Here is a 16,871-nt window from a genome sequence, read left to right as displayed (position 1 = left end):
CTGCCGCGCCCACAGCGGGTAACCAAGGCGGCCGGTTCACCGGTCCCTTGAGCAGTCCGTTGGCCCGGATTGTGGTAGAAGGCTCGCAGGGTCCGTGCGGCCCGTAGCGCCGGCGTCGATGGTGGCGCGAGAGGATCGGGATGGCAGGAGCGAACGACAAGACACGGTTTCTGCGCGAGGGCCTGTTCGCCAAATACGTCGTCTCCCTCGTCGGCCTCGTCGTGTTCGTGCTCGCCGTCAACGGCGCGATGGAGACCTGGATCTCCTACCGCGCCACCAAGACACAGCTGACCGACGGTCTCGAGGACAAGGCGCAAGCAGCCGCCCGGCGGATCGAGCAGTCGATCTCGGAGCTGGAGCGCCAGATCAGCTGGGTGACGCGGGCGAGCCAGGACACGCTCGAGAAGCGCCGCGCCGATTATGCCCAGCTGCTGCACCAGGTCGCGGTCGTCAACCAGCTGTTCCAGCTCAACGGCGACGGACGCGAGGTGCTGCGCGTCTCGCGCCAGTCGACCACGACCGGCAGCAATGCCGACCTCTCCCGCGACATGCGCTTCACCGAAACCGTCGCCCGGGGCGTCAGCTACGCGCCGGCCTGGTTCGTGGACCGGACGCCGTTCATGTCGATCTCGGTGGCGCATTCCGGCTTCAATGCCGGCGTCACGGTCGCCGAGCTCGATCTCAGCTTCCTCTCCGAGTTGCTGTCCGACGCCCAGGTCGGCAAGGCCGCCTTCGCCTATGTCGTCGATCCGCGCGGCCGCGTGCTGGCGACGTCCTCGAAAGGGCCCGATGTCGGCAAGGACCTGTCGAAGCTGCCGCAGGTTGCGGCCGCGGTCGCGCCTGGCCACGAGACCGACATGTCGGGCACCGACTTCAACGGCCATTCGGTGATGAGTGCCGCGAGCACCGTGCCCAAGCTCGGCTGGAGCGTGATGTTCGAACAGCCGACCACGCAGGCCCTGATGCCGATCCGCGACCAGCTGGTGCGCATCGCGCTGCTGATCGGCATGGGCCTGATGGTCGCGATCCTCGCCGGCACGCTGCTCGCCCGCCGCATGATCATCCCGATCACCGCGCTGCGCGACGGCGCGCACAAGCTCGGCGAGGGTGATTTCAGCCACCGCATCGACGTGCACACCTCCGACGAGCTGGAAGACCTCGCCGGCCAGTTCAACCGCATGGCGGGCCAGATCCAGGAGACCTATTCGAACCTGGAGACCAAGGTCGAGGAGCGTACCCGCGACCTCGCGCAGTCGATCAACGAGCTCAAGGTGCTGGAAGAGGTCGGCCGCGCGGTCGCCGCCTCGCTCGACCTCGACGCCGTGCTGCCGACCATCGCCGCGCGCGCGATCGAGATCACCCATGCCGACGCCGTGCTGATCTACGGCTATGACGCCGAGGGGCGCCGCTTCAACCTGGTCGAGGCGGTCGGCATCGACAAATCCGCCGACGGCGCGCATGTCACCATCGAGGAAGGTGCGAACATCCTGAGCGATGCCGCCGGGAGCGGCGAGCCGATCGCGATTGCCGATCTCGACCATGCGGCCGAGCAGCCGCTGCGCGACGTCGCGATCGATTCCGGCTTCCATTCGGTGCTGGTGGTGCCGCTGGTCGACCAGCAGGGCACGCTCGGCTCGCTGGTGGTGCTGCGCCGCGCCCGCGGCGAGTTCGCCGGCAGCGTCATCGGCCTGATGCGCACCTTCGCCAACCAGGCCGTGCTGGCGATGCGCAATGCGCGGCTGTTCACCGAGGTCGACCACAAGGGCCGCGAGCTCGCCGCGGCGCACGAGACCGTGCGCGCCCAGGCCGACAAGCTGCGCGAACAGACCGAGCAGCTCAAGGACTGGAACAAGTCGCTGGAGGAGCGCGTCAAGACCCAGCTCGGCGAGATCGAGCGCATCCGCAAGCTCGAGCGGTTCCTGGCGCCGCAGGTGGCGCAGCTGATCGCCTCGTCCGACAGCCCCGAGGGGCTGCTCACCAGCCAGCGCCGCGAGGTGACCGTGGTGTTCTGCGATCTGCGCGGCTTCACCGCGTTCACCGAAGCGACCGAGCCGGAAGAGGCGATGAACGTGCTGCGCGAATACCACGCAGCGCTCGGCACGCTGATCTTCAAATACGAGGGCACGCTCGACAAATATGCCGGCGACGGCGTGATGATCCTGTTCAACGCGCCGATCCAGTTCGAGGACCACACCAGGCGCGCCGTGAAGATGGCGCTGGAGATGCGCGACACGATCGGCCCGCTGACCGAGCGCTGGCGCAACCGCGGGCACAGCCTCGGCTTCGGCATCGGCATCGCGGTCGGCTATGCCACGCTCGGCCAGGTCGGCTTCGAGCAGCGGCTGGAATATGCCGCGATCGGCAGCGTCACCAACCTCGCCTCCCGCCTCTGCGGCGAGGCCAAGGCCAACCAGATCGTGGTCAGTCGCCGCGTCTACGGCATCGTCGAGCCGTTCGTCGAAGCCCGCGCCCTCGACGATCTCCAGCTCAAGGGCTTCAACCACCCGGTGCTGGCGATGGAGATCTTGTCCTGGTCCGACGGCGCGGAGAACGTGGTGGATGCCGCGGCGGCGCGCCGGCGGGGGTAGCCAAAACAAAGAATGTCGAAAACAACCCCATGCACAGTAGCCGGGGCGTGCCGGATCAATGACTTGCGCGTACGACGCGCGCGCGATGAAGCCGTTTGACACGTCGGGCAAAACACCGGCAGGATGGCATCATTCCCCCACCCCGGCCACGAACCACTTCCCTCCTCCCCGCGACTAACCCTCGCCTCAACTACGAGGCGACAATCCGGATGGGAGTCGGCCTGTGGCGCTTGCCTTGCCTTCGCGTGCGTATGATTTGCAGATGCTGGACCGGCCCGCCGATCGCGCGCACGACCAGGGCTGGGTCTATGGCCTGCCGCCGGGCATTGCATCCGAGCAATGGCCGCTCGATCCCGTCACCGGCTATCCGTTGATGCACGGCTTCACGCTTCTGCTGCCGGAGGATTATCGCGTGCATGGCGAGGACATCGTCGCGGTGTCGTTCTTCGCCACCGCGCCCGATCACAATGACGGCGGCGCGCCCGACGATCCCGAAATCCGCGAGGCGGTGCTGGCGCGCACCTCGCATCCGCGCCTGTCGCGCATGACCGACATTCTCGATTACGAATATGCCGCGCTGCTGCTGACCAGGGCCGAATATGACGGCTCATTCGCGGCTCCGCCGGCGCCGCTTGCGCAGGCGAGCGCCGATCGGCCGCGCTGGCTGGATGTCGGCGGCGCCAACGCTTTCTTCGAGGCCGCCGCACCCTACGCCAGGAAGATGTTCGCCACTTCGCCGCGCGCCGATCTCGGCGAGACCCGCGCCATCGCGCTGGTCCCGCGCGCCACCGATCCCAATGCCGGCAAGGGCCCGCAGGACGAGCACACACGCCGGAACCCGCCGACCGGCTATCAGTCCTATTACTACTATGCCGGCGGCGTGCCGGGCCGCGACAATTTCCGCCTGCACGATTGGGGCAAGGACCACGCCCACAATCATGTCGGCGGCACCATGCGACCGTGCCAGGCGGTGCCGGAGATAAGCCCGTTCTACATCGAGTTCGAGGAATATTTCGGCGGCTGCAATTTCGGCGGCGGCAATGCCCAGCTCGACTTCAGGGACATGAAGTTCGACTGGGCGTGCGGGTGATCACGCCCCGCGCTTCGGCCCGATCGCCTCGAAGCCGGCCTTCTGCTCGTCGCTCAAATCCGCTTCGAAATCGTCGAGCGCATCGCCGACACCGCTCACCGCCTGCAGCATGGTCTCGAGCCGGGTCTTCACCGCGGCGAGGCGGGCCTGCGGTGTCGCGGCGGCGCTCGATGGACAGGGGCTCAAGGTCTCCATCGTGCGCAGCGTGGTGTCCTGCAGCACGTCGAGGCGCGCGCGGGCGATGTCGTCGAGCTTGAGCGTGGACGCGATGTCGGCCGCGGGCCATTGCTGCTGCACGAGCTGCTCGTATTGGCGCTGCACCTTCTCGTCGTAGCGGGGATCGCTGTCCGCCTGGCAGGCCGATGCCGCCTGGGGATTCTTTTGCTGGATCGACGCGAGCGCGGCGCGGCGGTCCCTGGCCAGCGCATCGAGCCTCGTCTTCTGGTCGTCGTCGAGGAGATCGACGAATTTTGCCAGCGCAGGTGCGACGGCATCCGTTGCCTTGATCATCGCCTCGAGGCGCTCGCGCATCAGGCCGAGGCGTTCCGTGGCCGTCGCGGGCACCTGCGTGGGGCAGGTCGCACGGATCGTGTCACGAGCTCCACTCCACGCGGTGGCGAGCTCGTCGAGCGCCACGCGCTGCAATTCATTCGGCTGCACGGCAGCGGCGATGCGGTCGACCGGAAGGCCGCCGGTGTCGCTGGCATCGCAGACGGCGTCCACGGTCGGGACCCTTCGTCCGCGCCTTCCTTGCGGCGCGGTGTAGGCGGCAAGCTCCGTCGCCGCATAAGGCGCGAAGATCGCGGCATAGATGTCGCCATAGCCGTAGAGCGAGAGACTGGTCGTATCGCCGAAGACCACTGCAGTGGTGAGGTCGTCATGGGCGAACGGCCAGAACACCGGGCCGACCCAGCCATAGCTGCCGTCGGGGTGCCGCCACCAGCCCTGCGGACGGCGGCCGCCGCGCCAGCCCGACAGCGCAGCCTGCGCCGTGAGCGCCGCACGGAGGACGTAGGGATTGGACGGTTCGCCGCGCTCTGCACCGCGCGGATTCTGTGATCTCAAGGCGGCGGAACGGTAGCGGCCGCCCCGCACCGCCATGCGGGCATGGCGCAGGCGCGACAGACCGATCATGTGGCCGACGGCAAACCTGGCAACGCCGAGCGGGCCGCCGCGCAAGCCGAACTGCGCCTCGGCGCGAGTCGGCAACAGCACTGCCAGAAGCACGAGGGTTGCGCCTGCCAGCGCAAGCCCGAAGCGTGATCTCGACATGACCACAGACCTGTCGACCCCTGAGCTGTCCACCTTGGCCCTCCTCCGGTGCCAAGCGCACATCACGGCGCATCACGATGACGCACAGGGGAACCGAAGGTTCCGGGCCAGTGACGGTCAAACCGTCGCAGAAACTACTCCGCCTTCTGCGGCAGCACGAAGGTCTGGCCGGGATAGATCAGATTGGGGTTGTGGATCTTGTCGCGGTTGGCGTTGTAGATCACGGCAAAACGGGCGCCGTCGCCGTAAGCGAGGCGGCTGAGCGCCCACAGGCTGTCGCCGCGGGAGATCACCCGGCTACCCGCTTCCGCCGGCGTGCCGCCGACGATTTCCGCCGGCGAGGCCGATGCAACCGCCGTCGCGGCCGCGGGCGCCCGCGCCATGACCCCTGAGGCGCCCCTCGGCTTCGATGCGCCCATCAATCTCGGCCGGGCCGCTGGCCTGTCCGCTGCCGAGGCACCGCGCGGCGATGTGGACTGCAAGGAGGCAACGACATCGGATTTGTCGTCGGACTTCTCGGCATGTTTCGCCTCTTGCTTCGACTCTTGCTTTGCGACCGGTGCGGGGCGCGCGGGCGGCGGCGCGGCTTCGGCAACGGTCACCGGCATGCTGCGGGCGGATTGCGTGACGGTGCCGTCAGGCGATTTCGCCCGCAGGGTCAGCTCATAGGAACCGGCAGGAAGCTGCGGCGGCGTCATCACGAACTGGCCCGAGGCATCGGCGACCACGGAATCAAGCGGCTGGCCGTCGCGCAGCAGCTCGACCTTTGCGCCCGGCGCGGCCTGGCCCGCGATCACCGCCGCCTCGCCGTGATCGTCGACGCGCGCGACGTCGAAACGGGGACCGGGGTCCGCAACCGCCGGCAGCGGCTTGACCGGTGCAAGATCGGCGAGCGCGGCCGTGACCTGCTTCTGCGTCTCGGCCAGCGCGCCCTTCGGCTCGGAGGCCGGCGCCGGCGACGCGGCGGGTGCCGGCGGCGCAGCGGCGGCGAGCTTCGGCTGTTCCGGCTTGAGTTCCGGCTTGGGTTCGACTTTGGCGTCAACCTTGGGTTCGGCCTTGAGTTCTGCCTTTAGTCCGGCCTTGGGTTCGGCTTTGGCCTCCGGCTTGGCGGCGACGACGGTGCCGGTCTTCGTCCCGCCCGGCAGCAGACGGCGCAGCTCGGTGGGACCGATCACCAGCACGGCGCCGCCCACGGCAAGCAGACAAAATGCAATGAAGGCCTTGGACGCGGTCACCATCGGAAACGGACCTTGATCAGAAAGAACCATGTAAATCAGCGGAAGATACCAAGTTGCGCCGATTTGGCTACGGCAGCAAGACGGTCGATAGGATGATGGCCGGGTCGCCAGGGGATGAACCGGCGCCACCCCGCCGGCGTCATATGGCCGAGGCCGCGTCGCGGCAGTTTTTTTCTTGAGGAATTTCCCCGTGAACGCATTTTGCCGCCCCGCACAATGGCTGGCGCTTGCCCTGACACTGGCCGCATCGCCCGCGCTCGCCGCATCCGGCCCGCCGCCGGGATTCGCCCTCACCGACGATGCCGAACTCGCCTTCACCTCGCCCGACAAGGCCACCCGGCTCGAGCAGTACATGAAGGACGGCGGCGATTTCGACGTCAAATGGCAGGTCTGGGCGCGGCACGGCGAAGACATGACCGAGCTGAAGCCGGAGCAGGGCTATCCGGCCGGCTTCCGTTTCACCAGCGACTCGCAATGGCTGGTGCGGATGCAGAAGACCGGCTCGGGCGAGCAGGACCTCTATCTCTACCGTGCCGGGAAGGGGTCCTTCGTCAGCGCGACGAAGACCTCGCTCAGCGATCTGGCCTGGGCCTATTTCCATAGCCGGCCCGACACCCGGAAGATGAAGCTCGACTACCACATCTCGGCCAATCTGGTGAAAGGCACCGAAGAAGCCTATCGCTGGCTCGGCGTCGATTGGCCCAACAACCGCTACCTCGTGATCTCGCTGTCGGGCGAGATGGACAAGCATCCGAAGAACGTCGCCGTGAAGGGATTGGCCGACTGGAAATGCCGCTACGATCTCAAGACCGGGACCTTCGACGTGCCGGCGATGTTCGCCAAGACCAATGCGGACGCGTTGAAATGGGAAATCCGCCGGTGAGGCAGCCATCGCCCAACGGCAAGTTCCGCTGCGAGGGAACCAACCCCCTGATTCCATTCCGATTCATGTTTTCCTAACCCTCGCTGGTAACGAGGTCTTGTCGGTTTTGCCGCATCTTGCATCCCACGGGAGGGCTGGATGGGCACATCGATCCGATGGACCGCGCGCATGCGCGGGTTGCTGCGCCGCTGGCGCGGAGCGCCGCTGACATGGCTGATCGCGGGTGGCTTCGTGCTGATGGTCGCGATGGCCATCGGCACCGCGCTCACCGTCGACCGCTTCCGGCAGAATGCGATCGAGAGCGGCCGCGACAGCCTGGAGAATTCCGTCCGCCTGCTCGCCCATCATTTCGACCGTGAGTTTGAGGATTTTGCGGTGCTGCAGAAGAGCGTCATCGCGGAACTCGAAAGCCATGGCATCGAATCCGCCGACGTCTTCCGCAGCGAGATGGGCACGCTCGCCATGCACGAGGTGCTGCGCGCGAAAGCCAGCGGCTGGTCCGACGTCGCCGGCGCCAATGTGTTCGATGCCGAGGGCCTGCTGATCAACTCGTCGCGGCGCTGGCCGGTCGCCGATATTTCGGTCGCCGACCGCGGCTATTTCAATCGCCTCAAGAACGATCCGGCTTCGCAGGAAGAGGTCGAGGTGGTGCCCGGCCGGTTCGGCAGCGGACCGGCGATCGTGTTCGCGCGCCGCGTCTCCGGCCCGCACGGCGAATTTCTCGGGCTGGTCTCGCGGGCGATCACGCCGGAGCAGCTCGAATCCTTCTTCGCCTCGAGCGGGCTCGGCGAGGAATCCTCGATCGCGATGCACCACCAGAACGGCCAGCTGCTCGCGCGCATTCCGCATGTCGATACGATGATCGGCCGGAATTTCCGCAACGGCACGCGCGAGCAGATGGCGATCTTCGAGCGCACCTTCGTCACGACCCAGCTAGCAAGCCCGGTGGACGGCAAGGAGCGCATCGTCGCCTCGCGCATGCTGACCGGCGAGCCGCTGGTCGTGGTCGCGACCAAGTCGCTCGATGCGACGCTCGCCACCTGGCGCACGCAAACCAAGTTCTTCGTCGCCGTTGCCGTGCTGTCGATCGGCCTGCTCGTGCTCACTCTGTTCCTGATCTTCCGCCAGGTGACGCACCGCCTCTCGGTGGAGAAGCAGCGGCTCGACACCGCGATGAACACGATGACGCAGGGCCTGCTGATGTTCGACCAGGACGAGCGGCTGATCGTCTGCAACCGCCGCTACATCGAGATGTACGGACTGTCGGCCGACGTCGTGAAGCCCGGCGCCCATTTCCGCGACGTGATCCAGCACCGCTACGACACCGGGTCCTTCGACGGCGATGTCGACGCCTATTGCGACGGCATCTTGAACAGTGTCGAGCAGACCCATAGCGCCATCGTCGAGACCGGCGACGGCCGCCTGATCGAGATCAAGAACCAGCCCGCCGCGGGCGGCGGCTGGCTGGCGACCCATGACGACGCCACCGAGCGTCTCCGCGCCGACGAGCGCATCGCTCACCTGGCGCATTACGACGCGCTGACCGACCTGCCCAACCGCGTGCTGATGCGCGGCCATCTGGAGCGGCGCATCGCCGAGCTTGCCCAAGGCAAGCCGTTCGCGATCCTCTACATCGACGTCGACGAGTTCAAGGGCGTCAACGATTCGCTCGGCCATGAGGCCGGCGACGAGCTGCTGCGCCAGGTCGCGAACCGGCTGCGCGCCTGCGTCAGCGGCAACGATCTCGTCGCCCGGCTCGGCGGCGACGAATTCGCCATCGTCAAGGCCGGCACCAGCGACCAGGACGAGCTGACGGCGCTCGCCGAGCAGATCCTGAAGGCGCTGCGGGCGCCGGTGAACTGCAACGGCCAGGAGATCCCGACCGATGCCAGCATCGGCATCGCGATCGCGCCCGAACACGGCGACAATCTCGACGATCTGCTCAAGCGCGCCGATCTTGCGATGTACGCGGCCAAGTCCGAGGGACGCCGCACCTACCGCGTGTTCGCCCCCGAATACGACGCCAAGGCGCGGGAGCGCCGGCAGCTCGAGCTCGATCTGCGGCAGGCGCTCGCCCGCGGCGAGTTCGAGGTGCACTACCAGCCGCTGGTCGATCTCGCGGCCAATGTCGTCAACGGCTGCGAGGCGCTGCTGCGCTGGCGCCATCCCGAACGCGGCATGGTTTCGCCCGCGGACTTCATTCCCGTCGCGGAAGACACCGGCCTGATCGGCGAGATCGGCGAATGGGTGCTGAAGCAGGCCTGCCTCGAGGCCGCAAGCTGGCCCGGCCAGATCCACATCGCGGTCAACGTCTCGCCCGTGCAGTTCCGCTCGCGGACGCTGGCGCTCAAGGTCGCCGCCGCGCTCGCGGAGTCGGGGCTGGCGCCCGGACGGCTCGAGCTCGAAATCACCGAGACCGTCCTCATTCGCGACGACGCAGAGGCACTGACGGTCCTGCAGCAGCTGCGCGAGCTCGGCGTGCGCATCGCGCTCGACGATTTCGGCACTGGCTATTCGTCGCTGAGCTATCTGCACCGCTTCCCCTTCGACAAGATCAAGATCGACCGCAGCTTCATCAGCGACATCGGCCAGTCGGAGGATTCCTCGCCGATCGTTCAGGCCGTGGTGCATATGGCCGCCGCGCGCCACATGGTGACGACCGCGGAAGGCGTCGAGACCGAGGCGCAGCGCGAAGTGCTGCGCCAGCTCGGATGCAGCCAGATGCAAGGCTGGCTGTTCAGCCCGGCCGTGCCCGCGGCGAAGCTGAAGCAATTGCTCTCGGCGCAGGCGGCGGCGGCCTAGCGGCGCGCAACCATCGCCGCACCGTCCATCTGCGGGATCTATCGCGGAATCGGGCAAGCTCCATCCATGTGACAGCCTGCCTCACCTGTTTTCTTAAAGCATCCGTCCCGCATCGGCCGCCCGCCGTGCGTTCGCGCAAGCGCGCCTCGGCTTGGCGCAGGATCGGACAAGGCATGGCCGATTCAGGAAATACGCTTGGCGTTCGCGGCGCCTAGAACAAGCGCCGTTCCGTACAAATTCGGACGACTGATCGAAACCTCGGGATGATCAGGAGAGCCACACCATGACCGAGACCACCTCACTCATGCGCGATTCCTCGCACAAGGGCTCGCCGCCTGCGCCTTACGCGCAGCCCGACAACCGCCCGACATGCGAGCGGCGCACCGCCGATGCGGAGATGGCGCGCGTGCTCGGGATGGCCATGAACATGCTGCGCGACGACCGCGAAACGGTCGCCTCGATCGCGGCCGCGCTCGGCTATTCCTCGCAGACGGCGTTCGCGGCGGCGTTCCGGAAGCTGACCGGCGAGACCCCGAGCGACTGGCGCAGGCGCAGGCGTTGGCAGCAATCGCGCTGCAACCGCGGCAATCGCTCTGGCGCAGCGGCAAATCCGGTCGGCTACATCATCACCATGTCCAGAGCAATCGATGGAGACCCAAGATGATTTGGAAAGACTTCGTCAGCCGACAGGTGATCGCGGCTCGCCACCGACGCCTTGCGACCGCAACCCTGTACGGACTCTCGCTGGCCGTTCGCTTCACGTCGGCGACCGGCGAGGAGGTTGAAGTGCCCGCGTACGCCATGCACCCGACACATCCGCCGCCGTCCATCATGACCCGAAATGATCCCGGCCTTCCCTATCAGGACTGGGGCCGAAATGAGCCTCAGCCTGTCGTCTTCGGCTACGGCCGGCCGCCGGGCTCGCCGCTGGCACGCTGCAGCGCGCCTTAAGAGGCGCGATCCACCTCGCACCCACATGCCGTCGTCGGACGCTGCCCTCAACGCAGTAGCGCGGTCGCACGCGGCCTTTCGAAAAGCAAACAAGGAGAAAATCGATGCGAATCATCATCATCGGCGCCGGCTTCGCCGGCATGTACGCCGCCCTCTCCGCAGCCCGCCTGCGCGACATCCAGGGCGCCTCGCCGCAGGATCTCCAGATCGCGCTGGTCGCACCGGAGCCTTTTCTGGTGGTCCGTCCGCGGCTCTACGAGCCGAAGCCGGAAACCCTGACGGCGCCGCTGCTCGATGTCCTCACGGCGATCGACGTCGATTACATCCAGGGCAGCGCCGAGACGATCAACACCGAGGCTCGAACGGTGCAGATCACGGTTCCGAACGGCCCGCGAAAGACCCTGTCCTACGACCGCCTCGTCGTGGCCACCGGCAGCCGGCTGTTCCGTCCGAACATCCCGGGTCTCGCCGAGCACGGCTTCAGCGTCGATACGCTCGATGATGCGGTTGCGCTCGACAAGCATCTGCACAATCTTCCGACGCGGCCCGCCGCGAACGGACGCGATACGGTGGTCGTCGCCGGCGGCGGCTTCACCGGCATCGAGGCGGCAACGGAGATGCCGTCGCGGCTGCGCGGAATCTTCGGCAAGGATGCCAGGCTCCGCATCGTCATCGTCGAGCGCAACAATGCGATCGCGCCCGACATGGGCGAAGGCCCCCGCCCTCTCATCGCGGAAGCGCTGCGCAAGCTCGGCGTCGAGACACGGCTCGGCGCCGGCATCGTCTCGCTCGATCAATCCGGCGTCACGCTGTCGAACGGCGAGCACATCGAAACCGAAACAATGATCTGGGCGGCGGGTATTCGCGCCGCGCCGCTGACCGCGCAGATCCCCGCCGAGCGCGATAGTTTCGGCCGGCTGCTGGTGGACCGCGATCTGCGCGTGCCCGGTGTCGCCGGCGTCTTCGCCACCGGCGATGCCGCGCGTGCCGCGTGCGACGACGACGGCAATCACGCGCTGATGTCGTGCCAGCACGCCACGAGGATGGGCGCCTTTGCCGGCAACAACGCCGCTGCCGAGCTGCTCGGCGTTCCGACCAGGCCCTACCACCAGAAGGCTTACGTCACGTGCCTCGACCTCGGCGAGGCCGGTGCGCTGTTCACGCGCGGCTGGGAGCGCACGGTCGAGATGGTCGGCGACGTCGCCAAGAAGACCAAGCGGGAGATCAACACCGTCTGGATCTACCCGCCGAAGGCCGAGCGCGCCGCCGCCCTCGCCTCGGCCGATCCGGAGCGCGTGACCAGCCTCTGACGCGCGAAGCAATAAGGGCCGCGCTCTCCCCGGCGGCGCGGCCTGCTCGACCAGGACCAGCCGGAAGCCTCTATCCTTGAAACCGGAGACGAACATGAATCTGCACAACACCTCATATCCCCGCTCATCGGGCCCCGAAGAGCTGGTGCCGTCACGCTACGCATTGCGGATCGGCGAGATCGACGTGCTGGTGGTCAGCGATGGCGTGCTGCCGCTCCCGACTACGATGCTGGCGCACAACGCCGATCCGGCGGTCCGCGCGGCCTGGCTGCACGACATGTTCCTGCCGCAGGACGCTTTCGACTGGGCGCTGAACGCGGTCATGGTCCGCAGCGGCGGCAAGACCATCCTCATCGACGCTGGGCTGGGCTCCGACCCGAACCTGCATTTGCCGCGAGCCGGACAGTTGATCAAGCGACTGGCGGCGGCCGGGATCGATCTTGCGTCCGTGACCGATCTGGTGCTGACCCATTTGCACATGGACCACATCGGCGGGCTGCTCGTCGACGGAGTGAAGGAACAGCTGCGCAAGGACCTGCGGATCCACGTCGCGGCCGCCGAGGTCAAGTTCTGGGAGGCGCCCGATTTCTCCCGCACTGCCATGCCGGAAGGATTCCCGGACGCGCTGCGATCGACCGCCAAGCGGTTCGTGAAGGAGTACGGCAGTCAGCTGCGGCTGTTCGATGACGAGCACGAAATTGCGCCTGGCGTCATCGCCCGTCGCACTGGCGGCCATACCCCCGGACACAGCGTGGTTCGCATGGCGTCCGGCGGTGACGCGCTGACATTCGCCGGCGACGCCGTGTTTGCCGTCGGGTTCGAGCAACCCGACTGGCACAATGGTTTCGAGCACGACCCCGAGCAGGCGGCACGGGTTCGTGTCCGTCTCTTGCGCGAGCTTGCCGAGAGCGGCGAGATGCTGGTGGCCACCCACCTGCCGTTCCCGTCGGTGGGCCGGGTCGCCGCCGACGGCGATGCCTTCCGCTGGGTGCCGGTGTTCTGGGACTACTGACCGCCTCTCAGGCTAGCGCCCAAGCAGGGCGCGGACTCGTTGAAACATGAGTGCGCGCCCTCTCGGAAAAACAGGATCAAACCTCGGACCTTGCGGTTATCGCCCGGCTGAGACGGCTGGACCCCGGCCGGCAGCATGATTTGAGATATGAACCCTCGTGTCCCGGGGCGCGGCGCAGCATGCAACGATGCGCCGTTGAACCGGGCGGCGCGCGTTTGCTTCGCGCTTACTTGGCCTGCCTGGCCGCCCGGATCTCGGCGAACTCGGCGTCGGGATGGGTGACGATGGTGGCGAACATGATGCCGCTGATGATGAGCGACCAGGCGGTGTCCCAATAAATCCAAAACACGTGCCAGCCTCCGTTTCGATCGCCTTCGCCCGCGGGATCAGGGTAACGGCAAGTCGACCCTGCCGTTCCCGATGCGCGCGCGGCGCGGGCGAGGGCGCTATTTTTTGTTGGTCGGCGGCGGCGTGCGATCGGTTTGACCGGTGTGGCGCTTTGCCACGACGTCCTCATCACGCGGACCCGCGCGCGGGCGCGGCGGCGGCTTGGGCTGGCCGGCCTGACCGCCATGCTTGCCGCCCATGTCGGGCTTACCTTCCAGATCGTTTTCACGGGGCATGCCGGGTCAATGCGTTCGCGCGGCATTGGTTCGCATGGACGCCCGGCTGTTTTGGCCTGTGAACGAGTTCATAGGATCGCCGCGGTTTGCAGTGCAGGATGACGCCGCGCCCCCCGGGGGGATCCATTTGAGGGACGGATTCGGCTGATGCGGAAGCGACTCGTCGCCTGGACTGTCCTGACCTGCGCGCTGCTCGCGCTCACCGTGTGGACCGTGCTCGGGCCGCCCGACCGCCCGTCCGTTCCGCATCTGCCCTCCCGCACAGCAGCGGTGCGATAACCCGCCCACCGATACGATTTCGGCATCGATCGATCCCAATTGGAATTTGGTGCGGCGAGGCAGCACCCGCTATCCTCGCCTTCAAAACAACAATGCCGCACCGGCTTTCAGGAGGACCCCATGTCGAGACCGACCAGACGCATCGCATCCGCCGCGCCACGCGCCGCGATCGCCACCACCCTCGCTTTCCTCACTCTCATTTCTGGAGTCCGCGCCGGCATGGCCGAGACCTTCGCCTATGTCGGCAACGCCGACAGCAACGACATCAGCGTGTTCAAGATGGCCGAGAACGGCGAGATGATGCCGGTGCAGACGGCCGCCTTCACCGGCGTCGAAAAGCCCGGCCCCTCGACGCCGCTCGCGATCACGCCCGACCATCGCGTGCTGATCGCCGGTGTCCGCTCGCAGCCGTACCTCGCGGTGAGCTTTGCGATCGATCCCAAGACCGGCCAGCTCAGCCATATCGGCAACGGCCCGCTCGCCGACAGCATGGCCAATATCGCCATCGACCGCACCGGCAAATTCCTGTTCAGCGCGTCCTATGGCGGCAACAAGGTCGCGCTCAATCCATTGCTCGCCAGCGGCGTCGCGGGCGAGCCGAAGCAGGTGATCCCGACCGGGCTGAACGCCCACGCCTTCCTGCCCTCGCCCGACAATCGCTACGTGTTCGCGACCAATCTCGGCTCCGACCAGGTGCTGGCCTTCGCGTTCGATGCCACGGCCGGCACGCTCACGCCGAACGATCCGCCGGCGCACAAGGTGCCGGAGAAATCGGGGCCGCGGCATTTCGTGTTCCACCCCAACGGCAAGTTCATCTATCTCGTCCACGAGCTGAACGGCGACGTCGCGGCGTTCGCCTATGAGGCAAAGGGCGGCGCATGGGACGAGATCCAGCGCACCACCGCCTTGCCCGAAGGATTTACCGGAAAGCCCTGGGCCGCCGACATCCACATCACCCCGGACGGCCGTTTCCTCTACGCCTCCGAGCGCACCACCAACACACTCGCCGCCTACAAGGTCGATGCAACCAGCGGCAAGCTGACCACGATCGGCAGCGTGCCGACCGAGAAGCAGCCGCGCGGCTTCCACATCGATCCCACCGGGCGCTACCTCGCCGCGGTCGGCGAGCTCTCGGACAGCATGACGGTCTATGCCATCGACCAAAGCAGCGGCGCGCTCAGCAAGCTGAAATCCTACGCCACCGGCAAGAAGCCGAACTGGGTGGAGTTCTTGAGCCTGCCGTGAGGGATCGCGGGCCGGCCTAAGTAAACATCCGTAATTTCAAAGTCACCGTCTTGTCGTCATATGGCGGCGATGGACCGCCATATTGTCTTCAAGTGCCCTCAGACCGGCATGAACGTGCAGCATCGGCTTGGCGACGAGCCGGCCGATCTCACGCACGTTTCGGTGTCCTGCCCGGCCTGTACGCGGCTGCATCTGATCGACCGTGCCACCGGCAAGCTGCTCGGAGATCGCCGAGGCTGACCGGCGGCTCGAAGACGAACCGTTCCATCCCATCTCGAACCACAGGCTGTGCGACCACGACGCCCTGCCCGGCGGCGAGCGAACCTGATCTCCGATCGCGCGACTAATCAAGGACTTGCCGCGGCAGCCGGCGGCGGCGAGGCATCCCGCTTTGGGACAACGCTGCCGTAGTCCGGGCCGCTGCCATCTGCTATCGATTGGAGGCATAGCTCCCGTGGAATTCCCGATGCGCGATTTGCCCCGTTCCGTTGTTAGAAGCCTGTTTCCCGCAGCCATCGCCGGAGTGCTCGTCTTCGGCCAATATCCGGCTGCCGCCGCCGATGACGACGCGCCCAAGGGGCCGGCAGTCACGGTGCTGAAGGTCGCGAAATCCTGCTTCTCCGACATCGTCGAGGCCACCGGCACGACCATCGCGCGCGAGGTGACCTCGGTGCGGCCCGAGCGCCCGGGCCTGAAGGTGACGGAGGTGCTGGCGGAAGCCGGCGAGACGACCACGGCCGGACAGGTGCTGGCGCGGCTGGCGCTGCCGGAAGGCGGCACGCTTCAGGTCACCGCACCCGTGGCGGGCGTGATCGCGACCTCGACCGCGCAGATCGGCAATCTCGCTTCGGCCAAGGGCGAGGCACTGTTCACGATCGTGGCGCGCAGCGAATACGATCTCGTCGCCCTCGTCGCGACCAGCGACGTGCGCAAGCTCGCGATCAACCAGACGGCGACGGTGCGCATCGCCGGCGCCGGCGACATCGACGGCAAGGTGCGCCGCATCGGCCCGACCGTCGAGCCGAACATCCAGCAAGGCATGGTCTATATCGGCATCTCCTCGCAGAAGCGGCTGTTGCTGAATGCGAGCGGGCGCGCTCTGATCAAGAGCGGGCAGAGCTGCAACGTCGCCGTGCCGCTGACGGCCGTGCAATATTCCTCCGCCGGCACCGTCGTGCAGGTAATCCGCCGCAACCGCGTCGAGACCAAGCGGGTCGAGGTCGGGCTGATGTCGGGCGGCAATATCGAGGTTCGCGACGGCCTCAACGACGGCGACGTCATCGTCGCCCGCGCCGGCGCGCTGTTGCGCGAAGGCGATCCGGTGCGCCCGGTGATGGCCGCGGAAGCGGCGAAGTAGAATTCAGCGAGACGAGACTCTGCACCCTCCCCTGAAGGGCAGGGGAATCGCATATGAAGAAAAGCGTGGCGGGCAGCTTGCCTGCGGACGCCCGCCTACGGCGGGCTCTCAGGATGAGGTGGCGTTTTGCGGTGAGATATCAGACCCTCAGGGTGAGGAGCCCGCCAAAGCGGGCGTCTCGAACCATGCAGGCCGAGCTCTTTCGGAAACCTCCCGCTGTC

Annotated in this window: 15 protein-coding genes and 1 pseudogene; 12 read left to right on the top strand and 4 right to left on the bottom strand. The window is 66.9% G+C overall.

Going from position 1 to position 16,871, the window contains the following annotated elements; all coding sequences use genetic code 11:
* Nucleotides 1-140: 140 nt before the first annotated feature.
* The gene (locus tag NR187_RS00080) at nt 141-2,588 is read left to right on the top strand and encodes an adenylate/guanylate cyclase domain-containing protein (protein ID WP_211387216.1); all 2,448 of its coding nucleotides are present in this window, start codon (nt 141-143) and stop codon (nt 2,586-2,588) included.
* Nucleotides 2,589-2,850: 262 nt separating this feature from the next.
* Nucleotides 2,851-3,678, top strand: coding sequence for a hypothetical protein (locus NR187_RS00075; RefSeq protein ID WP_256805414.1), 828 nt, complete (start codon nt 2,851-2,853; stop codon nt 3,676-3,678).
* Here the strand turns inward: NR187_RS00075 and NR187_RS00070 are convergent, their stop codons facing one another.
* Nucleotides 3,679-4,950: a Spy/CpxP family protein refolding chaperone gene (locus NR187_RS00070; RefSeq protein WP_256805413.1), complete on the bottom strand. Its 1,272-nt coding sequence runs from the start codon at nt 4,948-4,950 to the stop codon at nt 3,679-3,681. It abuts the gene before it with no gap.
* Between the two features lie 134 nt (nt 4,951-5,084).
* Entirely contained in the window at nt 5,085-6,188 is a 1,104-nt protein-coding gene (locus tag NR187_RS00065) for a LysM peptidoglycan-binding domain-containing protein (protein ID WP_256806184.1), read from the bottom strand.
* Nucleotides 6,189-6,378: 190 nt separating this feature from the next.
* Here NR187_RS00065 and NR187_RS00060 point away from each other — a divergent pair, with 190 nt between their 5' ends.
* From NR187_RS00060 to NR187_RS00035, 6 genes and pseudogenes are all read left to right on the top strand, one after another.
* The gene (locus NR187_RS00060) at nt 6,379-7,071 is read left to right on the top strand and encodes a hypothetical protein (protein WP_256805412.1); all 693 of its coding nucleotides are present in this window, start codon (nt 6,379-6,381) and stop codon (nt 7,069-7,071) included.
* A gap of 138 nt (nt 7,072-7,209) precedes the next feature.
* Nucleotides 7,210-9,873 (top strand): EAL domain-containing protein, encoded by a 2,664-nt coding sequence (locus NR187_RS00055; protein ID WP_256805411.1) that lies wholly within the window; start codon nt 7,210-7,212, stop codon nt 9,871-9,873.
* Nucleotides 9,874-10,282: 409 nt separating this feature from the next.
* Nucleotides 10,283-10,426: pseudogene (locus NR187_RS00050) on the top strand (helix-turn-helix domain-containing protein); the annotation flags it as partial.
* A 107-nt stretch (nt 10,427-10,533) separates the two neighbouring features.
* Complete coding sequence (locus NR187_RS00045; RefSeq protein ID WP_256805410.1) at nt 10,534-10,824, top strand: hypothetical protein; 291 nt, start codon at nt 10,534-10,536, stop codon at nt 10,822-10,824.
* Nucleotides 10,825-10,928: 104 nt separating this feature from the next.
* Complete coding sequence (locus tag NR187_RS00040) at nt 10,929-12,134, top strand: NAD(P)/FAD-dependent oxidoreductase (protein ID WP_211387210.1); 1,206 nt, start codon at nt 10,929-10,931, stop codon at nt 12,132-12,134.
* Between the two features lie 94 nt (nt 12,135-12,228).
* Nucleotides 12,229-13,146 (top strand): MBL fold metallo-hydrolase, encoded by a 918-nt coding sequence (locus NR187_RS00035; RefSeq protein ID WP_211387209.1) that lies wholly within the window; start codon nt 12,229-12,231, stop codon nt 13,144-13,146.
* A gap of 226 nt (nt 13,147-13,372) precedes the next feature.
* Here NR187_RS00035 and NR187_RS00030 read toward each other — a convergent pair whose 3' ends face one another.
* Complete coding sequence (locus NR187_RS00030; protein WP_256805409.1) at nt 13,373-13,495, bottom strand: hypothetical protein; 123 nt, start codon at nt 13,493-13,495, stop codon at nt 13,373-13,375.
* A 97-nt stretch (nt 13,496-13,592) separates the two neighbouring features.
* Nucleotides 13,593-13,769 carry a hypothetical protein gene (locus NR187_RS00025; protein ID WP_211387248.1) on the bottom strand — a complete coding sequence of 59 codons (177 nt, stop codon included), beginning with the start codon at nt 13,767-13,769 and terminating at the stop codon, nt 13,593-13,595.
* Between the two features lie 147 nt (nt 13,770-13,916).
* Between NR187_RS00025 and NR187_RS00020 the strand changes: the two genes are divergently transcribed.
* From NR187_RS00020 to NR187_RS00005, 4 genes are all read left to right on the top strand, one after another.
* On the top strand, nt 13,917-14,048 hold the full coding sequence (locus tag NR187_RS00020; protein ID WP_256805408.1) for a hypothetical protein: 132 nt from the start codon (nt 13,917-13,919) through the stop codon (nt 14,046-14,048).
* 120 nt (nt 14,049-14,168) lie between these two features.
* Complete coding sequence (locus tag NR187_RS00015) at nt 14,169-15,293, top strand: beta-propeller fold lactonase family protein (protein ID WP_211387208.1); 1,125 nt, start codon at nt 14,169-14,171, stop codon at nt 15,291-15,293.
* Between the two features lie 108 nt (nt 15,294-15,401).
* Entirely contained in the window at nt 15,402-15,533 is a 132-nt protein-coding gene (locus tag NR187_RS00010; protein WP_256806220.1) for a hypothetical protein, read from the top strand.
* Nucleotides 15,534-15,759: 226 nt separating this feature from the next.
* A complete protein-coding gene (locus NR187_RS00005; protein WP_211387207.1) occupies nt 15,760-16,650 on the top strand; it encodes an efflux RND transporter periplasmic adaptor subunit in 891 nt (296 codons plus the stop codon).
* Nucleotides 16,651-16,871: the final 221 nt, after the last annotated feature.

The sequence above is a fragment of the Bradyrhizobium sp. Bra64 genome, from assembly GCF_024519875.1.
In the GTDB taxonomy this organism is placed as follows: Bacteria; Pseudomonadota; Alphaproteobacteria; order Rhizobiales; family Xanthobacteraceae; genus Bradyrhizobium; species Bradyrhizobium japonicum_G.
The sequence above is the reverse complement of the archived record's forward strand: the minus strand, read 5'-3'. Positions and strand labels throughout refer to the sequence as shown.